General features: G+C 63.6%; 15 protein-coding genes. 4 read left to right on the top strand and 11 right to left on the bottom strand.

Annotation, left to right across the window (positions count from 1 at the left end; translation table 11 throughout):
* The first annotated feature begins 94 nt into the window (after positions 1 to 94).
* Positions 95 to 832 carry a discoidin domain-containing protein gene (locus BW39_RS30205; RefSeq protein ID WP_081816159.1) on the top strand — a complete coding sequence of 246 codons (738 nt, stop codon included), beginning with the start codon at positions 95 to 97 and terminating at the stop codon, positions 830 to 832.
* Between the two features lie 189 nt (positions 833 to 1,021).
* On the opposite strand, the gene BW39_RS08485 is transcribed toward BW39_RS30205, so the two are convergent.
* The gene (locus BW39_RS08485; RefSeq protein ID WP_043821055.1) at positions 1,022 to 8,776 is read right to left on the bottom strand and encodes a PLxRFG domain-containing protein; all 7,755 of its coding nucleotides are present in this window, start codon (positions 8,774 to 8,776) and stop codon (positions 1,022 to 1,024) included.
* A gap of 388 nt (positions 8,777 to 9,164) precedes the next feature.
* Here BW39_RS08485 and BW39_RS30200 point away from each other — a divergent pair, with 388 nt between their 5' ends.
* Positions 9,165 to 9,590: a hypothetical protein gene (locus BW39_RS30200; RefSeq protein ID WP_200871505.1), complete on the top strand. Its 426-nt coding sequence runs from the start codon at positions 9,165 to 9,167 to the stop codon at positions 9,588 to 9,590.
* A 183-nt stretch (positions 9,591 to 9,773) separates the two neighbouring features.
* Here the strand turns inward: BW39_RS30200 and BW39_RS08480 are convergent, their stop codons facing one another.
* Together BW39_RS08480 and BW39_RS08475 are read right to left on the bottom strand one after the other, a co-directional pair.
* Positions 9,774 to 9,974: a hypothetical protein gene (locus BW39_RS08480; RefSeq protein ID WP_043821052.1), complete on the bottom strand. Its 201-nt coding sequence runs from the start codon at positions 9,972 to 9,974 to the stop codon at positions 9,774 to 9,776.
* A 125-nt stretch (positions 9,975 to 10,099) separates the two neighbouring features.
* The gene (locus BW39_RS08475; RefSeq protein ID WP_235264173.1) at positions 10,100 to 10,294 is read right to left on the bottom strand and encodes a hypothetical protein; all 195 of its coding nucleotides are present in this window, start codon (positions 10,292 to 10,294) and stop codon (positions 10,100 to 10,102) included.
* Between the two features lie 144 nt (positions 10,295 to 10,438).
* On the opposite strand from BW39_RS08475, the gene BW39_RS32280 reads away from it, so the two are divergent.
* Positions 10,439 to 10,681 carry a KTSC domain-containing protein gene (locus BW39_RS32280; protein WP_081816157.1) on the top strand — a complete coding sequence of 81 codons (243 nt, stop codon included), beginning with the start codon at positions 10,439 to 10,441 and terminating at the stop codon, positions 10,679 to 10,681.
* A 497-nt stretch (positions 10,682 to 11,178) separates the two neighbouring features.
* Here the strand turns inward: BW39_RS32280 and BW39_RS30190 are convergent, their stop codons facing one another.
* Both BW39_RS30190 and BW39_RS30185 read right to left on the bottom strand, forming a co-directional pair.
* Complete coding sequence (locus BW39_RS30190) at positions 11,179 to 11,700, bottom strand: DUF4411 family protein (RefSeq protein ID WP_081816156.1); 522 nt, start codon at positions 11,698 to 11,700, stop codon at positions 11,179 to 11,181.
* Positions 11,685 to 12,842 (bottom strand): ImmA/IrrE family metallo-endopeptidase, encoded by a 1,158-nt coding sequence (locus tag BW39_RS30185; RefSeq protein ID WP_081816155.1) that lies wholly within the window; start codon positions 12,840 to 12,842, stop codon positions 11,685 to 11,687. Before BW39_RS30185 ends, BW39_RS30190 begins: the two co-directional genes overlap by 16 nt.
* A gap of 177 nt (positions 12,843 to 13,019) precedes the next feature.
* On the opposite strand from BW39_RS30185, the gene BW39_RS08470 reads away from it, so the two are divergent.
* Positions 13,020 to 13,610, top strand: coding sequence for a hypothetical protein (locus BW39_RS08470; protein ID WP_152547202.1), 591 nt, complete (start codon positions 13,020 to 13,022; stop codon positions 13,608 to 13,610).
* A gap of 3 nt (positions 13,611 to 13,613) precedes the next feature.
* Here the strand turns inward: BW39_RS08470 and BW39_RS08465 are convergent, their stop codons facing one another.
* The 6 genes from BW39_RS08465 to BW39_RS08440 form a co-directional block, all read right to left on the bottom strand.
* Entirely contained in the window at positions 13,614 to 15,209 is a 1,596-nt protein-coding gene (locus BW39_RS08465; RefSeq protein WP_152547201.1) for a hypothetical protein, read from the bottom strand.
* An 18-nt stretch (positions 15,210 to 15,227) separates the two neighbouring features.
* The gene (locus BW39_RS08460) at positions 15,228 to 15,899 is read right to left on the bottom strand and encodes a phage adaptor protein (protein ID WP_043821046.1); all 672 of its coding nucleotides are present in this window, start codon (positions 15,897 to 15,899) and stop codon (positions 15,228 to 15,230) included.
* A complete protein-coding gene (locus BW39_RS08455) occupies positions 15,896 to 16,345 on the bottom strand; it encodes a hypothetical protein (RefSeq protein WP_152547200.1) in 450 nt (149 codons plus the stop codon). The genes BW39_RS08460 and BW39_RS08455 overlap by 4 nt, the downstream gene beginning before the upstream one ends.
* 68 nt (positions 16,346 to 16,413) lie before the next feature.
* Positions 16,414 to 16,893 carry a hypothetical protein gene (locus BW39_RS08450; RefSeq protein WP_043821041.1) on the bottom strand — a complete coding sequence of 160 codons (480 nt, stop codon included), beginning with the start codon at positions 16,891 to 16,893 and terminating at the stop codon, positions 16,414 to 16,416.
* 60 nt (positions 16,894 to 16,953) lie between these two features.
* Entirely contained in the window at positions 16,954 to 18,240 is a 1,287-nt protein-coding gene (locus BW39_RS08445; protein ID WP_043821040.1) for a phage capsid family protein, read from the bottom strand.
* A gap of 17 nt (positions 18,241 to 18,257) precedes the next feature.
* Positions 18,258 to 19,322, bottom strand: a complete 1,065-nt coding sequence (locus BW39_RS08440; protein ID WP_043821038.1) for a hypothetical protein — start codon at positions 19,320 to 19,322, stop codon at positions 18,258 to 18,260.
* Positions 19,323 to 19,648 lie beyond the last annotated feature (326 nt).

The following is a 19,648-nucleotide window of genomic DNA, read 5'->3' as shown; positions in this document are numbered from 1 at the left end:
TTACACATTCCCACATGCAATAGCACAATTCTTAAATTTCAAGGCGAAACTCTATTAGCATGCATGGCTTCACACACTGGAGGAGTAGTTGCAAATGAAATCATTCAAGATGGTGGCTGCATCAATTGGTGCGGCTGCCGCAATGTTCTCAGCAGGAGCATTCGCACAAAGCCCAGGCGTGCTGCTGCCTATCTCCATCACAAACGCTTCCGGCAACGTTGCCGACATGACGAAAGCGGCGGATGGAAATCCCAATACGATTTGGAACGCCGGCGCGGGACCCACTCAGTGGATAGATATTGACCTGGGCTCCGAGAGAATGTTCTCTACTCTACGGATGCTTCCTTCCCAAAATCCAGCAGGTAGCACAACCCACCATATTTGGGGAAGAAATGATGCTGGACAATGGTTTAATTTCGGCGGATTCTCCGGATATACCCAAGACAATAATTGGATTGAGTTTAACAATCTGCAGGAAATACCTGTAAGGACAATTATTCTTGAAACTACAAGCTCTCCATCGTGGGTGGCTTGGAGAGAATTCCAGGTTCTTGATGGTGGCGAGCTTCGAGAAAGTTGCTACTCAAACGACTACAACCAAGGATGGGTTCTTTACTCAGCAACCCGCCCTGGAAATAAGTGTGGGCACACCCAAGGACAATTTTTGTATAAATTCCGAAACGTGAGCCAGCAGAGGACTGGCACTCGTGTAAACGCATGCGCCCTAGCATATACCGAGGGATGGAGTATTGTCCCAGGTAGCACTGCTAACGCGAATGGTCGTTGCTCCGGATTCCAATTCGATAGGCTGTATTTGTTGCAGCGCGACTAGCTCATCCACAGAAGAAAATTTGACTCTCCGCACTGATCGTCTACCTAAGTTAATGGACTGACGCACGGCATCATCTTCTGGCTGCTCTTGATCGCAGCCTCCTCTTCTTCAAGCTGACCACGCCCGCCGAGCGCCACCCGATCATCGAGATCTACTGGCTGACCATCGAGTGGATCGACAGTGTGGACTTCAGGCACGAGCGTGATCAGCCCACGCTCGCATTTGCTGACGCAGAGCCTTGGGCGATGTGTCCGCGATCCGATCTGTGCGATCCTTGTTCATCTCGCGCACGCGCTTCATCACGTCGGGGATTTTGACCACGATGGGCTGCTCGGGGTTGTTCTTGTTCCAATCGGCCAGCCGGTCGCGCACGCGATGCAGGCCGGCTTCATCCTTCTCGAAGACAGCCTGGGACCATTGCGCCTTGATGTCCGAAGAGGTCTGGATATAGAAGCTCTTGGACCGCTGCATGAAGCTGTTGGCTTCTTGGACCTCGGCCACACTCTTGGGCTGGAAGCCGATGGCTTTGGCCACCGCCTCTGCCAGCGTGGTGTCGATCACCTTGTAGCCCTTCTGGTCGCGGTACATGCCTGTGGCGACCATATCTAGGCCCTTCGCCGCGTTGCGCACCGCCGTGGGCGACACCTCCAGGGCCGCGCCCGCCACGTCACCCGTCAGCACCTTGCGGCCGGCAGTGAAACCGCGCGCGACAAGGTCGCCTGCAGGGCCAACCACCTCCAGCAGATCGCGCTCGCGCGACTGCTTGGTCAGGAACAGTCCAGTGCCGGGGATCAGGTTGCCCATGCCCAGGCGCCCGGACACATCGATGGGCGCGCCCGGCAGGCCCGACAGGCCCTGCTCCATGAACTCGCCCAGTTCCTTGCCCACGATCCCCGCCAGCGCCTGCTTGCGCCATTGCTTGCTGCTGATGTTGTAGCCCATCAGCTGGCCCGCGCCGTCGATCAGGTCCTCCACATCCTCGGCGAAGGGCACGCCGCCGGCACCGCCCATCAGCAGCAGCATGGCCAGGGCCCAGCCCACGGCACGCTTTCCGTCGGGGCCGCCCTGCTTCCACATGCGCTGCATCAGCTCCAGGTAGCTGACGGAATAAGTCTTGAAGGTGAACAGCGTGCCGCCCACGGCGCCGCGCGCCCACTGGGGTTTGTTGGCCTTCGAGTAGACGAACTGGGTCTCCAGCACCGCCTTGCGCGCGAAGGCGCCGGGATCGGGCATGCCCTGGGCCTTGGCGATCCGGAATGCGGCGATGAAGGTGGAGCGGCGGTTGAACTGTTCGGCTAGAGCGAAGGGCTGGCTCCATGCCACCTTGGCGCGCTCCCAGGCATTGCCCGCCGCTGCGCGCGCATCGCCGGCCCGCGTGCCGTCGCCCGAGCGCAGGCCTCCCGCGCCGCGCGCCTGGGCCATCAGCTGGTGCACCTCCTGGGGCGAGACCACGCCGTCGTCTTCGGCCGATTTCAGAGCGTGGGCCAGGTCCGTCTCGTACTTCATGCCGCGCGTGCCCATGTCCTTGAGTGCCCGGGTCATCTGGCCGCTGGCCGCGCGAATGCCGCCGAACTGGCTGAGCCATGGCAGCGTGACCGCAAAGGGCTGGGTCATGTTCACGAAGGCCGAGGCAAGGGAGCCGCCCAGGTACTGCGCGAACAGCATGCCGCGCACAGCCTGGCCCTCCTCCTGCGGATCGCGGATGTAGCTGCGCAGACCCATGGCCAGGTCCTTCAGCTCGCCCTGGTCTTTGGGAATGTCGTTGATCGCCCGGTCCATCGTGCCCGCGTTCAGGCCCGCCGCGCCCTGACGTGCATTGCTGTAGACGAAGTTGGCCACCACGCGGCCCACGTCCTGGCTGTATCCCTCGATGCCCTTGCGCTGGATCAGGCGCTTCAAGGCGCTGTGGTTGTTCTTGGTCAGCTTCAGGTATTCGTCGTAGACCTTGCGCGTGGCCGCGTCGGCCTCCTTGCCCACCACCATGTCCTTGAAGATCTCCAGGGTCTCGGGCGTTATGCCGGCGAACAGCTTGAAAGACTGCTGGCTCATCGTGCCCTGGGTGATCACGGCGCCGGGGAAGGCCTGGGCCATCTGGATCTTGGCCAGGTTGGCATCCTTCATGGTCTCGTACAGGCCGAAATACTGCCGGTTGCCATCCTGATCCACCACGTCCAGCGTGAAGCGGCCGAAGCGCGACAGAGGCGCATACCCAGCGTCCTGCAGGTCCTTGGCCGTGGCCGCACGGTCCACCACCAGGTTGTTCAACTGCAGCAGCCGGTCGGCCAGCTCCGGCTTGGCCTTGGCATCGTGCTGCAGCGTGGTGGTCAGCAGCTCCAGGGCGTCCGACAGCTTGGGGGCATCCAGCACCATGTCGCGCATCGGGGCGTACTCGTCGCCCAGGGCGCGCATCATGTCCGCCCGAGCGGTCATGTCGATGGAGCGGTCGATGGCCGCCCGGGCCTCGCGGTACAGCGCGACCTGGTTGGACGTCGCGCCGAACATCGTCTGCAGCTCAGCATCGGTCCAGACCGTGCCGGCCTTCAGCATCTTGCTGTCGAAGCGGGAATTCACGTTGGCCTCGTACTGGGCCAGCTGCAGGCCGCGCCAGGCGCCCAGCATGCGGTCATCCAGCCGCCCGGCGCGCAGCAGCAGCTGGGCCTTGTCGTCTGCGGGCAGGTTGCCGTACTTCTTGGCCAGTTCGTCCACAAGCACCGCCTTGCCGTCCACGTCCCGGCCCCACAGGAGCGTGCCTTCAAACAGCGGCTTCGCCACGGCCTTGTTGTCGGCCGCCGATACGGGGGTCTTGCGGTTCTTGCCCACCAGGTCGCCGATGGTGTCCACGCGCGGCAGCAGGCGCGGCGCGCGGTCGGCCGCATCGTTGGCCAGCATAGACACGTCATCGATGTTCTGCTGCGCAGTCTCGTAGACGGGCTTGAAGGCTGGCACGCGCTCGGCAAGGTGCCGCATGGTGCCGATGGTCTTGTCCCAGACAGAGATCTTGCCCGGGTGGGACATCGTCTTCTGGAGCTGGTCCAGAGCGCTGTTTTTGATCTCCGAAAGCCGCGAGCGGCTGAAGCTCACCTCGTCGTCGGCATCGCCTTGGCGAGGATTGCCTTGATCTGCGCGCTCGCTTCCGCGTCGTCCTTCTTCAGCGATTCGATCTCGGAGTCGCTCAGCCGGTTCGAATCGTGCAAGGTATCGCGCCTCAGACTCGGTGAGCGCGTCGAAGCCGTAGCCTGTGGCTGCACGGAATTGGACTTCGAGGTCACCATGTTTTTGCCGGAGAGTTGCGAGAATTTCAGGAGAGGGCTGGATTTTTGCACTGTACTGCTTGCCGGTCAACGCAACCACGCCCACCACGTTGCCACCGCCCTCGCGGATGTGGCTGGCCAGGGCCGCGAACGTGCCACCCTGGGTGAGAGTGTCATCCACCAGCAGGTAGTCGCCAGGCTCCACGGCGCCCGCGAAATCGACAGGCGCGAAGATGCGGTCAAGCCCATCCAAGCCGGTGCGACGCGCGCGGTTCGCCTGCACAATGCCTGTCGCCGTTTCCAGGCCCAGGCGCGCTGCCAGAACTTCGGCCACGGCGCGCGGGATCTTGTTGCGCCCCGAGACCTCTTCAGCCGCCACCGGCAAAACGCGCGGGCGGTCGCCACCCAGTGCAGCAGCGACCTTCGCCACCATCTCGGGTGTGACGAGGTCCACAGCCAGCCGTGTGGCCGCTGCGACATCCCCACCCTTCGCCGCCGCGTAGTCCGGGTGCTTCGATGCGCTGCCCAGCGTGCTGCCAATGATTGCGTCAGGCGTGATGGACGGCGAGTCGGAGCGGCTGAACACAGGCTCGACGCGGTCGGACACGGCGCGCTGCCCGCGCTCCACGAAATCGCGCGCCGGCAGGATGTAGCCCTGGATGATGTCGGCATCCGAGAGCTTGAGGCCCTTGAACCCAGGCACGTTGGCCCGCATCCAGTTGCGGATGGCGGCCACGGCGCGGCGCACGAAATGCAGCTGCGGCGTCATCTCGGCCATCTCGGCCAGCACTTCCTCTGTCGCGTGGCCCCGGCTCAGGTCCGTGACGCCACGCAGGCCGTATTCCTTGATCTTGGCCGCAACCTCTGCCTGGCGCATGGTGGCCACCTGGTTGAGGATCTTGTTCAGCTCCGGCCCAAACATGCCGCGCAGGCCATGGTGGCCCAGCACCTCGTGGTGCAGCACGCGGGCCGCGTCGGCGGGCGTGTTCAGCTTGCTGGCCAGCAGGTAGGCGCGACCTTTCCAGTAGAAGCCCTCGGGCGCGCCACTGGCGCCGCCGCTGCGCTGGCGCAAATCCGCGCGCCGCGCCGCCTCGGGCACTGCCGGATCGTTCATGTCGAAGGCCACCACGACTTCCGGCCCATTGCTCCAACCCTTGCGGATGGCATCCACCGTCTCACGCACCTGGCCCACGGCCCGGGCCCGCGCCGCATCGGAAAACGCCGCCGGCTCGGGCCGCATGATGCGCAGCAGGTTGGCCATCTGTTCATCGGTCAGGCCCTGGGCATCTGCCTCGCCGCGTCGGAATGGGAGTTCCTCGGCGCGCTCCACCGGGCCGGCCTTCAATTCGCGCGCGCTGGGCGGCGTGGCATGGGTGCGCTCGCGCACGCCCGGCACATCCTCCCAGCCAGAGCCCTGCTTCTCCACCTGGCGCACCGTCACGCTCCACGCGCCATCGGCGTTGGCCGGCGTGTACGAGACCACGCGGACATGGCTATCCCCGTAGCCCTTCACGATGTTGCCCGGGGTGAAGTAGTCGGAGCGGTCGGCCTCTTCGGCCGCGGCCTTTTTAGCCAGGACCCCGCGAGGCCGCTTGGGCGTGACGTCAGCAGGCTCGCTGCCGTTCTGTCCACGCTCGGCACGCACCTTGTCCACCAGATCACGCACGCGCTGGCGCGATTCGGGCACGCTTTCACCTTTGCGGCGAAGCAACCCAGCCAAGTCGAACTTGTTGTCCACCAGGGGCGCGCCATCGGTGGGCTCCAGCATCACACTGCTGGGGTATCCCGCACGGTCTTTGTTCACGCCGACCAAGGTCGTGCCTTTGGAAAATTCCGAACGGTCGCCTTTTTTCCAATCCAGAACCCGACCCACCAGCGCAAGATCCTTGGCCAACCGTGCAGCGTCCTTTTCCTGGCGTGCAGTGGCGGCGGCCTCCCTCGCAGCCTGTACTTCAGCGGGCGTGCGGGCGGCCAGCGCCGCCTCGCGGGATCGGCCAGCTGCTGCAGACACCCAGGACGCAAAGCGTTCCATGGCCCGATCCAGGCTGTTGTTCCGGCTTCCGGCCTGCTTGGAGTTCAGGCCGCTGCGGCCTGCCACGAAGCCGCTGTACGTGCCGGCGCGCACGCCCATCAGCATGCGGTACTGCTGCAAATACTCCTGTCGCAGCTGCTGCATTTCGGATTCCACAGCCGCCCGCTGGGCTTCGGTCTTGGCCACGGACATGCCATCGTCGCGCTGGCTGTTCAGGAAGGTTTCGAAGGCCGCTCGGTCGCTTTTTGACCGGGTGTTGCCCTGATGCGAAATGCCAGAGTAGCTGGCGGCTGCCTCCTGCAGGGGGAATTCGTCGCCGGAAGCGGCTGACACAGAGGCGGCCTGGTCCTGCAGAGCAGGTGCTGCAGCAGCATCGGGCAAGGCAGCGGCCAGTTTCTCGCGCACCGTGGGCGCAAGATCAGCCCATGCCCGCGTGTGGGCGCCCGCCCGCGCCGGAGCGCTCAACCCCTTCGCTGCCTTGGCCACAGCCTGGCGCTCGGCCGCCGGCATGCTGGTCCAGCGCTCGCTCGCGGCCAGCAGTTGCGCGCGCCGCGCGTCGCTCCCTTCCTTTGCCATGACCACGGCCTGCTGCTGGCCCGCCGTGGGCGCTGGCGCAGCAGCAGGGGCTACGCCGGCAGCCTGTTCGCTGGCGCCACTTCGGCCAGGTACAGCAGATTGCACGCCGGCAGCAGGCTGTCCGGCAACGCCACCTCGCGGCCCAGCAGGCTGAGCATCTGGCGCGCGTCCTGCCGGCTCACCGCCCCCAGCCGCCGCAGCAGCCTCAGTGCCTGCTGCGCGTTCATCTGCCATCCGTACTGCAGGTGCGGGTGAATCATTGGTTGCTCCTTGCGGCGCAATGGCGTCCGCGATCTTGCGTTGCAGGTCCACATTCAGCCGCTCCCACGTGGCGCCGGGGAGCGCCTTGCGGATGACCGGCTTCAGGCCCTCAAGCCGTCCGGCCAAGGCCTTGCGCTCTGCGGCGGGCATGCTGGCCCAGGCCGCGCGCCCGGCGTCGATGCGCTGGGCAGGGGTTTGGGTCGGCGCTTGAGCCTGCGGGCTTGGCGCTGCACCTGCTTGCGCGCCATCGTGCTGAGACGAGGTGGTGCCATCGGTCAGCTCCTGCGCAGCTGCAGAACCTGCAACCGGCGCTCCTTGCGCTCCTGCTGCCGGCGAAGATTCCGCGCGCGGCGGCTGGGCTTGATCGGCTTGTGTGCCATCGATGCTTCCTTGCTGGAGGGTGGATGTGGGAGCAGGCGCGGCGGCTCCGGCCTGCTGCTCGCGCTCGCCGCGGCGCCGTGCCAGCTCGCGCGCCAGCTGCAGGCGCACGTTCTTCGCCTGGGCAGATCGGAATCCGTTGGACAGGTCCTCATCCGTCCAAGTGGCCAGGGCGCCACCCTCGATCTCGCCTGTTGCGGGGTCTGCGGTGACCTGGCGTTCGGAGGCCTTCTTCTTGACTGGCGCACGGGCGGCAACTTCGGCGGCTTGCGCCAAAGCATCGGCCTGCTGGGTCTGGGCAGCCGCACCGGAATCCACAGCCAGGGCAGCAGCTGCGGACAGAGAGCCGGCAGCAGGGTCCAGGCCCATGGCGCGCGAGGGCGGCATGGCAGCGGCACCTGTGGACTGAAGGATCTCGTCATCGGGCGATTGCACGGCGCGGTTCGTGGCCATCTCGGCATCGCGCCGGGCCTGTTGCTGTGCACGCTGCTGGGCCAGCGCTGCCGCGCCATCGGGCGGCGTGCTCTGCGGCACCTGCGGCTCGCCGCCCTCTTCCTGCTGCAGCTGCGACATGTGGGCTTCGAATTCCCTGCGCATGGTCTCCAGACCGGCATTGGTTGGCGTGGCGGCGCCTTCAGCACCCGGGCTAGCGCCAGGGCCAGCAGCACCAGGTGCGCCGGCCGCAACCTGCTCGGCCCCGGGCTGATCCGCTACAGGAGCCTCGCCGGGCTGGCCTGCAGGCACGCGCGGCTCGCGCGCCGCCCGATACCCCGCCGCGCCGCCGCCCATTGCCGCGCCCGACAGCGTGCCCAGCACCACCGCCGTATCCACGTCTTCGGACCAGTCCTTGCCCAGGGCCAGGTTCTGGAAGATCTGTTCGGCAACCGACTGGGGCAGTTCCTCGAGGAAGCCCTCGGAAATCGCCCCCTGGATCACCTGCGTCGGAATGCTCTTGACCGCGCGCTGCTGCACCAGTGGATTCGTGGCCGCCGTGGCCGCGTCGTCGGCAAACTGCTTGGCAATGCCCTTGTTGCCCTGGGCAAGCATGGTCTCGGCATCACCAATGCCCAGCCGCTGCGCCACCCGCCCGCCGGCATACCCCAGCCCGGCCGTGGCCGCGCCCGTGGCTGCCGCTGCAGCTGTCTGGCCCGGCGAGAGCAGTCCATCTTCGGATTCCTGGCGGATCTGCTCGGCAGCCGAGCCCGCACCCACGATGCCCTCACCCAGCGCACCAGCTGCAGCGGCGCCCTTGGCACCCAGCCGCGTGGCCGCGCCCAGTCCGCGCGCCACCACGCCGCCAGCACCCATGGCCGGCAGCGATTCAACAACCGCGCCGACGATGTTGGAAGGATTCTCGATGGCGGCCTGGAACTTGCCGCCCAGGCCCTCGGCCTCCTGGAACTTGCGCTGGGCTTCCTTGGTGGCGTCGGAATGCCAGTCGTTCACGACCTCGCGGGCGGCCTTCGGCCGGAATCCAACTGTGCCGCCCTTGTTTTCAAGAAATTGCCCCGCACGGCCGCCGGTAGCGATGTCGGCCAAGCCCACAACGGCTTCCGGAACCGCGATGGCACCCTTTACCGTCCATGCCGCCGCGTCTCGGGCGTAATCGGAAGCGCTGCGACTGGGCTTCTCTCCATCGAGCGTGCCCTCGAACGGCTTCAATCCGCCAACCGAAGGCTTGTCGAGTTCGCCTGAGAAGGGCTTTAGAGTGCTGTCGTTTGCCATCCCCCCACTCTCAAGGAGAGGTGCGGGGGCGGTCGAACCCTAGGCGGGGGAGCAGCCAAGCTTAATTTTCAGGTGCTGTAATATCTTGTTGCAACCATCAGGAGGGCATATGAAGTCAATCATCGCGGCCATTGCATTTGGCACAGCAGCACTCAGCGCGCACGCCATTTGCACAGGTTCCGGGTCATCGCGCTACTGCACCGACAACAACGGAAACAGCTACACCGTCCAGCAGTACGGGAACACCACATACACGCAAGGCAGCAATGCTCGAACCGGGAGTAACTGGAACCAGACCAGCAACACCTACGGCAACACCACTTATCACAACGGCATGGCGGCCAACGGAAATGCCTGGTCGGGCACCTCCAACGCATATGGGAACACGACGTACCACAATGGCACCGGGGCCAACGGGAATGGTTGGTCGGGCACCTCGAGCACCTATGGGAATACGACTTATCACAATGGCGTCAACAGCCGAGGCCGCTCGTACTCTGGGACCACATACAACTACGGCGGAAACGACGATTGACTGGTCAGCTCAACGCGCACACCAGGCCCGCCACGCGGGCCTTTTCTTTTTGACAGATTAGCCTCAGCCACATCATCCTCACTGGGAGCGTCGCGCCGCACTGGGTCACTTGTGAGTGAACCGTAGCCGGGGAAGCAAAAGCCCCGACATGCGGGGCTCATGGGTGAGGGATGCGCGAGTCTGCTACTCGACCGGCAGTCCGGCCAGCGTGTCCTGCAGCGTCTTGATCAGCCGCTCCACATCCTCAGGAGGCATATCGACCCAGGTGGTTGTGACCGCAAGGCCAGACTTGGTCTTGGCTGTGTGCTTGATTCCGATGAGGGTCTGTCCGTTGAAGGCGCGTGTGCGAACGTCGGTGAACTGAAGAAGGGGTGCGGGAATCATGGCGCGATAGTGGCACGGAAAATCCCGCGCCGGGACGATAGCCTCACACGGGCCGCGTCCGCACCTCCGCGCTCCAGGGCCTGCTCGGCCTGCTGACTCTGCTGGTGCGCGGACAACCTGGAGACTCAGCGCTTGGCCTCATCCTCCAGCGTGTGTGCGTAGAACATGAGGTGCTCCAGAGCTACGGCGTGCGGGTCACGGCCTCTCAACGGTGATTCCCTGGAAGAGTCGTCCGGCAGGAAGACCACAAGCACGTCGCCACAGGCCTCGTAGTCTGCGCTGAACTCGACGCCGTTGTGGGTGAAGACGCATTCGTGCATGCGGGGCATTGTCACAGGTGCGCGTTCTCGGCACCAGCGCCCAGAAACGACGCAAGCCGCACGGGGTGGGCATGCACCCAGGAGAAAAGCTCCCTCGGGCTACGATGGGTTCTCCTACACAACCATCCCGAGAGGGCCAAGCCAATGGAGACGCATTCGTTCGCAGGCTCACGCACGCTTGTGAAGGGCACCTACAGCCCAGACACCCATCTTCTGCGCCTGTGGTTCACGAGCAGCCCGGATCGGCCTTATGACTATCCGAGGGTGCCGGAACATATTTGGACCGGGTTGAAAGCAGCGCGCTCGGCAGGCGAGTACTACAACCTTCACATTCGGGACCAGTACGGGGAGCCGCGCGCTCCAGCAAATCCATGGCGACGTCGATAGCTGCCCGAGCCCTTGCGAAATCGACGGTCCAGCTGGTGTCTGGCGACAGGGGCAAGTCTGGCCGGTCGGTGGCCACGCATCCGCCGTGGAAGTCGAACTCACGGCGCGCGAGCAGCAGCACGTCGCGCACATAGGCCAAATCGGCATCAGCAGTCCGCGCGCCCGCTTCAGCCCGCCGCGCCGCAGCCCTCGCACGATACGCAGCGCACAGGGCTACGCAGGCCAACACAAGCGGCAGGACCGGCGCGCCGGAGAGGATGAAGATGGGGAGATGTGCCATGCCCCAGTGTCAGCACTGTGGCGGGATCGCGCGAACCCTGGGCGGGTCCGCCGGAAGATGAGCAGCGTTACCGCGCCCGCGTGACGGGTTGGGTGACCCATTGCTTACTGATGCGGGGCTGCCAAAACTGTATGGCTTGCGAAAAAATTATCGGAGAGCCCGCCCCGAAGAGGCTATCTCTCTTTAATCAACGGCTGCAGGTTGTTTCTTAACTAGTTCATACATCAAGTAACTCTCGATGTATGAATGTTGAGTCAGAGTGCTTGGATAGCATGTCATAAACATACATAGTCTCCACATCATTCGCTGCAGCTGCATCAGGCAAATAAATCTTCCTTCTTGAGGCGGGATTGCTTTGCTCCTGTGTCACTACAGTATATCCATGAGCCTTTGCGGCAGCGATAAGAAACGCATCGGCCACTTCATTTCTTGCAAATTCTTTTTTCGCGGTGTCTTTAAAGTCTGTTCCCGCTATCCATCGCATAATGCCGCGATATTCCGCCATAACCTTTGCATCAGCCATGTCATCTATAAAGAAGCTGTCAGGCAGTGTCTTCACCCATGCACAGCAGTTGTCCTCCCATGCGGTGAGCTCATCCTTGACTTTTTTAATAGAGAACACCAAATCGTTCTCGTGCGCAATTTTTAGCCAGTCCCAGAATCCTCCGCAAAAATCAAAGCGGTAGTACATATTCTTGGCCTGAATAAATACATTGGCATCAATCAGATACTTTGCCAAACCTTCGCCTTTCTTTTCTTATGTAGTTCAGCGACCGCATTGGAAGAAATATTCAATAATGCGCCCGCATCTCTCAGCATCACGCGACCGGCAAACGCCTCCGATACAAGGGCGCTCGTCAATTTCTTGCTATTTCTCACCAATACAGTTTTATAATAATCCCCGCCTCCCTCGGCATTTGCCTTGGCATCAAGCGCCTTCGTTTGCCGAAGCACACTTAGATAGGATTCTTTATCTATTAGATGAAGATCAAGGGCCCTTTTGGCCACGACCAGTCGACTAACCTTGAATATGTTAGGCAGTCTATGCAAGGCCAAGTCATCTCCAAAAAATTCCCACTGCTCCAAAAATTCAGTTTTTGGAGTCAACACCTCTGCCGCAACTTGGTTGCATTTTTGTTCAATGCCATCGAATCTTCCAGCAACGCTCGCCGATATGTCGGACACGCCACTTGCACCAAACCAAATATGCGCAACTTCATGCAAGAGGGTAAAGATCCATGCCGCAGGACTATCTTTCCCGTTAACAAACACCACAGGCGCCAATTTATCAACCAAAGCAAAACCGCGAAACTCTTCGACATTTAACGGCCGATGCGGATTATTCTGAACGACGCCATTCTTAAAAACAAGAACGCCAGCGGATTCAACTCTCGCCACCAGTTCTCCGTAGTATTGCTCTTTATCCGCGCAGCTTTGCCTTAACCCCTGATCACAGCCAATTTTTCTGGCAATGCTATCAGCGACATCTTCCACGGTGGAATTATGAGGATGAAATTTTCCAACAAAATCCGGCGTGGCTGCTTCACAGTCCTTTAGGAAATCAGAGTACCACTCTTGTTTCTTTTTAACGTCAGCAAGAGTGTCAAAAAAGGCTTTAGAGAGACGGGCAGCCCCGGGCACTTGGCGCAAATCCGGGATCTCTGGAGACGGCAATTCTGGCGGCTTATCCAAGAACAAAAACCCGAATGGCACTTGAGCTAGCGATGCAAATTTTTCCGCCTGCTTGGCCGTGAGCTTGCCCTGCACCACGCTTTCCGTCTTGGCTGGGCTTGCAACTTTGACGGCCAGCTGCTCGACAGTGGAACCTATGTTCCCTGCCGCCCATTCCAGGACCTGAGGTGCGAAGCTAAGCGTTGTCATTTGCTACGTATCCTATCAAATAAATGTAACAAGCCGTAGAACAATTTTTTCATCTCGTTCATCTACTATTCCGACACAAACGCGAAGTCCGGTCCACCTCCATTGGCACTGCACGCTCGGGTCACTCTCACCATGGGAAAGAAATTCATGAGGCCATCAATCAGACACTGCATAGCGATGCTGCTTGCGACGTTGGCGACATCCAGTTTCGCTGCCGACTACGCCACCTGCTTGCTGGACAACCTGCCCGGGGTGAAGAACGGACCCGCACAGGCTGCGGCGCTGAACCTGTGCGGCTCGAAATACCCTGATCGCTTCTTTGATGTGCGCCGCGGCTCGGGCCGTGGCCTGCTGGGCCCGAAGTCCCCTGAGCAGTGCACGCTGGACAAGGCGCGCGACACGTCCTGGCAGCCGGCGGCCGGAATGATCATGCGCGCGTGCGGGTGCCTGTATAGCCCGAGCGCAGGCCCCACAGACATGTGCGAGCGGTATCCGCTGTCAGCGGAGATTCGCGCGCAGCACCCGCTGGTGAAGACGGATGCAGACCTGCTGAAGCTTGAGACGCACTACAGGAAGATCTACGCCGCGCACCCGGACGCCGATGCGCTGTTTGCCCGGAACGACTTCTGGGCCTGGGTTACGCAGGACAAGGCCAGGGAGAACGCGATCATCAAGGGCTCCACCGACACGGTGATCCGCACGATGGGCGAGTTCAAGGCCGAACATGGCGGCCTTGTACCGTTCAACGGAAAGCTGGATGGCCAGTAGGGCCTACGCTCCCACAAACCGCCGGCCGTTCGCGTCCTCGTATACCGGCTTCCCGCCTGATGTCCCGACCTGCTTGGTCATGCCTGGTGGAAGGCCAGCAGCAGCATCCACCCTCTGCACATCCCCCGAAGCCTTGTTGATCCGGTAGACGCTGGATTCCGTGGTGGAGCCGTCGGCGTTCTTGGTGGCCGGGGTGACCTGCAGAGCCCACTGGGACGGATCCGCCTCCCCGTTGATCGCGCGCAGGGACTGCTGGGCCTGCTGACGCTGCTGGGGTGTGGCGTTGGGATCGAGGAAGGTATTGCGCAGCCGCTCCTCCTGCTGAAGTGCCCGCGACTTGAACCCGCGCGCCGCGATCTCCGAATCAGCAGTGCGGCGCTCGGTGTCCAGGCGCTGCTGGGCGACGTTGAAGCCGCGCGCGGTGTTGAACATGTCGGCCGCGATGCGGTCGCGCTCCAGCTGCTGCTGGCCGGTGGCGAAACCAAGGCGGGTGTCGTAGCGCTGGGCCTCCTGCAGGCGTGCCAGGTCGCCGCGATCTGATGCGCGTAGGTTGCTGGCACGGCGGAATCCGCGCGCATCCCCGGAGCCCATGATGGCCACGCGCTGGATTGGGGATGTGGGCGGGGGCGCCATGGCGGCCTGCACGCGGCCCATGGATTCGGCCTGCTGCTGGCCTGCCAGGTTGTTGGCTGCATTCTGGTTGCGCCAGGACGGAAGGCCGCGCGGCTGGTCGCCCAGAGCCGCGGCCTGTGCGCTGTCGGCGTAGCTATTGCCTCGGCGGAACACGCCGGGCATCACCTCGGACGGCCCAGCCGTATCAGGAGGGCCCATGGTGGAGCCGGCGGTGCTGGTGGTGGCAGTGGTCGGGGTTCCAGCAGGAACTGCTGCAGGTGCAGCGGCGGTGTTCGCGCGGTTGGAAGGCAGTCCACCCACGGGCCGATCCGCCTCGTAGGCCGCCCCCAGGCCGACGGCGCCGGCCGCAGGCACGCCCAACGGTGCTGCAGCGGTGGCCGCGCGCCCGGCAAACCCTGCGGCCTGGCCAGCACCAGACAGCGCATTCGCGCCGGCACCAGCCACGCGCGAGACAGCGCCAGGAAAGCCGGCAGCTCCGGGCAAGGCACCCAGGGTGTTGGTCACATTCCGGCCCAGCTCCGAATTCATCGGGTTGTCCTGGGAGCCGTCGGCAGCAGGCGCCGCGCGCTGGCCGTCCGTCGGGATCTGGTCCTCGGGGCGCTTGCCATTGTCGAAGAACACCTTCGGTTTGAACCCGCGTGGGATCACGGGCTCGGTGGACACGGGGGTGTGCGTGGCATCGACCACGGCCTTCAAAGCATCTGCCCCGCCCATGGCGTGCACGGTATCGGGAGGAAGGACGAACTCGCCCGGCTTGAACATGCCGGGGATGGAGTCGGGGGCCTGGTTCTGGGCCTGTGCCTTTCGGGCTTCCAATACCGATGTGGGGCCGAAGCCGAGGCCGGGCCCCGGCTGACTCTCCTCCTGCTGCCCACCGCTGCCGCGCGGCCGGAACCCCAGGCGTGGCTGATTGGCCAGCGCATTTGCCCTGACCTGCTTCATTTTCTCGGGATCGAATCCACGCATGCTTATCTCCTCCTGTTCTCACAGGGAATGGACGACCGTGACCTGGGGTTCGTCGTGGCGCGTGTTGCGCCGCAGATCGGAATCGGGCCGCATGCCGAAGTACCGCTCGAACACGGCATAGGCCTGGGCCGCGCGCTCGGGGTCGAAGCCTTCGGAATCCGGCTGCCCGAAGCCGCGATACAGCGCCCAGTGCACGAGATAGGGGTGATGGGCTTCGTGGATCTCCGGCTCTTCCACGGAACTGATCAACGCAACCAGTGGCAGGCGGTAGGCCTCCAGCTTCAACGTGCCGGCCATGCGCGGAGAAGGCGCCAGCCGCAGCCGCTTCTCGGTCTGGATGGCGTATCGGGGCAGCCCGGCGGAGGCATCGCGCCAGCGCGGCGCCTTCTCGTCCAGGTACTCGCGCGTCACCAGTTCGAGACACCGCGCCTCCTCACCCGTCGCCGGCACGAAGCGAATGTCGGCGATCTCGTAGACCTTGGGGTGCAGCTGATAGCTGACCTGTCCAGTCACCACGGGGATCTCGCACAGGCCCGGCGTGAAGTCGTCCAGCAGCAGCCGGCCGCGCACCGCTGCCTCGGCCTGGGCCTCGTTGAGCCAAGAACGGATGTCGTCCTGGCTCCAGCGGAAGGGCTCCAAACGGTCGTCCGCATCGCTGCGGAACTGGGTGACCAGCTGCTTCAGGTTCATAGCGGGCCGTACTCGTCAATGAAGGCGAAGACCTTGGCGCGCATGTTCTCCAGCGTCATGGTCTTGGGCACCACCTGGTTGTAGGTGTCCTTGGCGAACACCTGCAGCCCTTCCTTGTCCATGTTGGAGACTTGGTCCAGCAGCTCCTGCCGGCGCATGTCCTTGGCGCGCTGCTCCTCCTGCAGGCGCTGTGCCTCGGCAAGCTGGGCAGCCGTATCGTCCAACGGCGTGATGGGGGCCTGCTGGCCACCCTGGCCCGCGCCGGCCTCCTCGACCACGGCCGCGCGCTGGAACAGGTCGCCATGGCGCAGGAAGTTCTTGGCGATGGACGCGGGCAGGTCGCGCACCTGCTCTGCGTCGAACGACAGGCCGGTGCCATACAGGCGGTCGATGTACGAGGGGCGGCGCCCGATGTACTGGACCGCGACTTTGGTTTCTTGGTTCATCATGAGCCTCAGCGGTTCATGCCAGCGCGGATAGAGGCGTCGCCGCCCCTTTTGGCCGCGCGGCGGGGTCAGTCCGCGCCCAGGCCTTCGCCGTGGACGATGAGATCCAGATAGCCGGCCTCAGCCACGGCCGCGCCGGTGATGGTCAGCAGCAGCGTCACGCCAGCGGGGAACTTGGCCAGCTTCTTGGTCAGGTTCAGGCGCAGGTTCGCCACGGTGGCCAGGTCGATGCCCGCGCCGAAGTAGTTGGCGGCCTGGGGCAGCTCGGGCCGGTCCACGCCGTCGGTGTATTCAAAGCCCAGCGAGGCTGTGACGCCTATGCCGAAGCCGTTGGACACGATCAGCGACACCGCCTCGACCAGGAAGCCCGGCTGCAGCGTGTTGATCTGCACGACATCATTGACGGCCAGCGCCGCGGTGGCGTTGGAACGCACCGGGATACCCGTGGCGCCCGTTTCCAGAACGCTGCGGATGGTGGTCACATTCCCATAGGGACGAGCGCCGCCGAACTGATTGCGGTCGGCGCCGAGGATTTTGATCTTTGCCATGATTGGCTCCTTTGGAAGTTCAGGAAGCGAGACAGGGGTCCGCGCCCCCTGCCCCAGGACTTACAGGCTGCGACCGAAGATCGGCACCACGGTGTCGATCACGGTGGCGCCGTGGTCGGTGAACTCGACCCGATCACCCATGTTCACGGCGAAGCGGATCTTGGAGGCGCCCAGGATGCCGCCGATCATCGCTTCGAGCTTGTCTTCGAAGTCATCGTCCTGCTCCTTCCAGAAGTACGGCAGGCCGTTGTGACGGCTCTTGGCGTAACCCTTGGCCAGGGCCTGGCCGCCCAGCAAGATGGCGCGATCCACTGCGAAGGTTTCGCCGAAGGACTGGGGCACCATCACGCCGGCCTCGGTCTCGCTGTCAAACTGCGTGCAGTACTTGATCTCATCGCCCGCGAAGAAGCGGATGGGCTTGGGCATCTTGACGATGAGCACACCGCTCCACAGCGCAACCTCGGGGTTGCGGAACAGCGGGTGATCCTTGGCGTTGCGCGCACGGGCCAGAGCCTGGGCCTGGTAGTTGCGGAAGTTCGGGTCGGTGGCGAACTTCTCGTACTGGGCATCCGACACCAGCAGCACCCGGAACGGGCTGTCCTTGGCCATCTCGTCACCATCGAACTCCACGGGCGGCGGCGGCAGCACCATCTGGCCGAGGAAGCTGCGGATGGCGTCCACGTTGGACATCTTCATGATGTCGGCCGTGGTCAGGTCCACCTCGCCGGCATTCGTCTTGAAGCGCTGCACCGAATCCCCGTCCACGATGAAGTGGCGGTTCTTGGTCGGCGCCTTCACGCGGTTGACCACCACCTTGTTGAAGCGCGGATCCGCCGCGAGGGGGATGCGCCAGGTGATGTTGTCTTCGAATCCGCGCGCGCCCGCCATGTGCACCAGCGAAAGCTGGTCCTCGTAGTTGTCCATGGCGCTTTGCAGCAGCGGTTTGGCCAGGCGGTAGATGTCCACCGGGCTGCGCACCTCGTCCATCACGCCGCCCAAGTCCAGCGGGAAGCGGGCCTGGTTCACACGCAGGCGGTCCTCGGACAGGCTCACGCCCTCGCCGCGACCGGCAGCGTATTCGCCGCCCATTATGGGGATGCCGCCCACGGGGTTGACGAAGTTGAACTTCAATTCGTCGCCCTTGCCCTTGCCCATGTCCATGGTCTGGACGATGGGCATGGTGTTGCTCGTTTGGTTGGCAATCGAGCTGGCGGCTGTATCGATCTTCGGGAATTTGCCCGTCAGGCGGTTGATGTTGGAATGGCGCTTCTGCGTCGCAGTGAAAACGCCAACGGCTTGTTGCACCAGCTTTTGCTTGTCGCTGGCCGACATCGCGGTCTTGGTCATGTCAGTCCTCGCTCAGTTCAGGTTTTTCGGTTGAGGAACCCTTCGCGCTGCTCTTCCGTGAGGTCGGCCATCGCGTTGAAGAGCTCCATGCCTTCGAGCGAATCCAGCCGCTCGAACAGGGACCCGCCACCCGGACGGCCACCCGGGATGTCCGAGAGGCTGTTGGGCACGGGCACTGCGAGGGCCGCCAGCTTTTCCTTGGCGGCCTTGGCCGGGTCGTTCGGGGGATCCTTTGAAGCGGGCGCGGCGGAAGCGCCAGTCGCGGCCTTGTAGTCCTTGAAGAGCTCGATCACCTGCTCGGTGCTGCCGCCGTCCAGCACGCCGCGAGCGGCGCTTTGCGCGTAGCTGGGCATGGCCTTGAGCCATGCATCAAACTCCGCGCTCTGGGCGATGGAATCCACGTCGGGGTGCGCCGCGTAGATGGCGTTCGAGTGCACTTCTTCGGCCGAGGCCTGGCGGTGCTGACGCAGGGGCGCCAACTCGCGCTCGACCTCCGCCTGCAGTTCCGCCTTCAGCTCTGCCTTGAGCTGCTCGCGGGTGGCCGCGTGCAGCTTCAGCATCCCGGCGCGAAGCCCTTCTTCCGAGTAGTCGCCGAACAGCTCCGGATCCGCGCCAGCCTCGATGGCCGCGCCTGCCTGCGCCGCCAGCTTGTCCGTCTCGGTCGGGGCCTTGCCATCGGCAGCGCGTTGCCCCGCCTGCGCCTGCAGCTCGGCCAGGGCGGCCTCGGCTGCGGCGGCACGGGCGGTCTCGCGCTCGGCCTCAGACTTCCAGCGCTGTTCGCCCTGGCGTGCCTGTTCCAACTTCTCGTAGGGGATGGTGTGCTTGCCATCCTTGGCCAGCACCACGGCATTTGCCGGGTCTGGCTCGGCCGACGCAGCATCGCCCCCGGGCTTCGCTACCGCTTCCGCAGCGGGTGCAGCAGGAGTGTTTGCCGGATCAGTGGCGGTCGCTGGCGCGCCGCCGGGTTCCTCGGACGCTGCCGAGGTATCGCCACGCAACCCAGCGTTGAGCATCTGGGTCAACTGATCGGCCGACAGTTCGCCGCCCGCGCTTTCAAAAGAATCCTGTTGTGATGTCGTCATGCCTGTCCCGCCACATATCGCCGTGGCCGCATGGGCCAGCAATCCGGAGCAGCGCCTGGGCGCCGCGCCATCTGCTCTTGAATCCGCAGCGCTGAAGCGCCGCAGTCATCGCCACAGCGGCATGCGCTACGGCTTGGAAGCAGTGTCAAAAAGCGGGGAACAAAAGACCAACCCTAGACGGGGCAACTTGCGAAACACACGGTTGCACTGCGGCATGGACGCGTGCGGACTGGGCCCCTACACTGACAAACCCTCTTTTTGATTCCGAAGGAGATGTGATGAGCGACAACCCCAACTGGCCCAGCAAGACTGGCAACCCCTCGGGT

Source organism: Delftia sp. RIT313 (genome assembly GCF_000632165.1).
Classification (GTDB): Bacteria; Pseudomonadota; Gammaproteobacteria; order Burkholderiales; family Burkholderiaceae_C; genus Comamonas; species Comamonas acidovorans.
This window is presented reverse-complemented; position numbering and strand designations above follow the sequence as displayed.

Coding starts and splice junctions, on each gene's coding strand:
- BW39_RS30205 (WP_081816159.1), top strand. CDS start 95: ATGAAATCATTCAAGATGGTGGCTGCATCAATTGGTGCGGCTGCCGCA.
- BW39_RS30200 (WP_200871505.1), top strand. CDS start 9,165: ATGAAGTCAATCATCGCGGCCATTGCATTTGGCACAGCAGCACTCAGC.
- BW39_RS08480 (WP_043821052.1), bottom strand. CDS start 9,974: ATGATTCCCGCACCCCTTCTTCAGTTCACCGACGTTCGCACACGCGCC.
- BW39_RS08475 (WP_235264173.1), bottom strand. CDS start 10,294: ATGCACGAATGCGTCTTCACCCACAACGGCGTCGAGTTCAGCGCAGAC.
- BW39_RS32280 (WP_081816157.1), top strand. CDS start 10,439: ATGGAGACGCATTCGTTCGCAGGCTCACGCACGCTTGTGAAGGGCACC.
- BW39_RS30185 (WP_081816155.1), bottom strand. CDS start 12,842: ATGACAACGCTTAGCTTCGCACCTCAGGTCCTGGAATGGGCGGCAGGG.
- BW39_RS08470 (WP_152547202.1), top strand. CDS start 13,020: ATGCTGCTTGCGACGTTGGCGACATCCAGTTTCGCTGCCGACTACGCC.
- BW39_RS08465 (WP_152547201.1), bottom strand. CDS start 15,209: ATGCGTGGATTCGATCCCGAGAAAATGAAGCAGGTCAGGGCAAATGCG.
- BW39_RS08460 (WP_043821046.1), bottom strand. CDS start 15,899: ATGAACCTGAAGCAGCTGGTCACCCAGTTCCGCAGCGATGCGGACGAC.
- BW39_RS08455 (WP_152547200.1), bottom strand. CDS start 16,345: ATGAACCAAGAAACCAAAGTCGCGGTCCAGTACATCGGGCGCCGCCCC.
- BW39_RS08450 (WP_043821041.1), bottom strand. CDS start 16,893: ATGGCAAAGATCAAAATCCTCGGCGCCGACCGCAATCAGTTCGGCGGC.
- BW39_RS08445 (WP_043821040.1), bottom strand. CDS start 18,240: ATGACCAAGACCGCGATGTCGGCCAGCGACAAGCAAAAGCTGGTGCAA.
- BW39_RS08440 (WP_043821038.1), bottom strand. CDS start 19,322: ATGACGACATCACAACAGGATTCTTTTGAAAGCGCGGGCGGCGAACTG.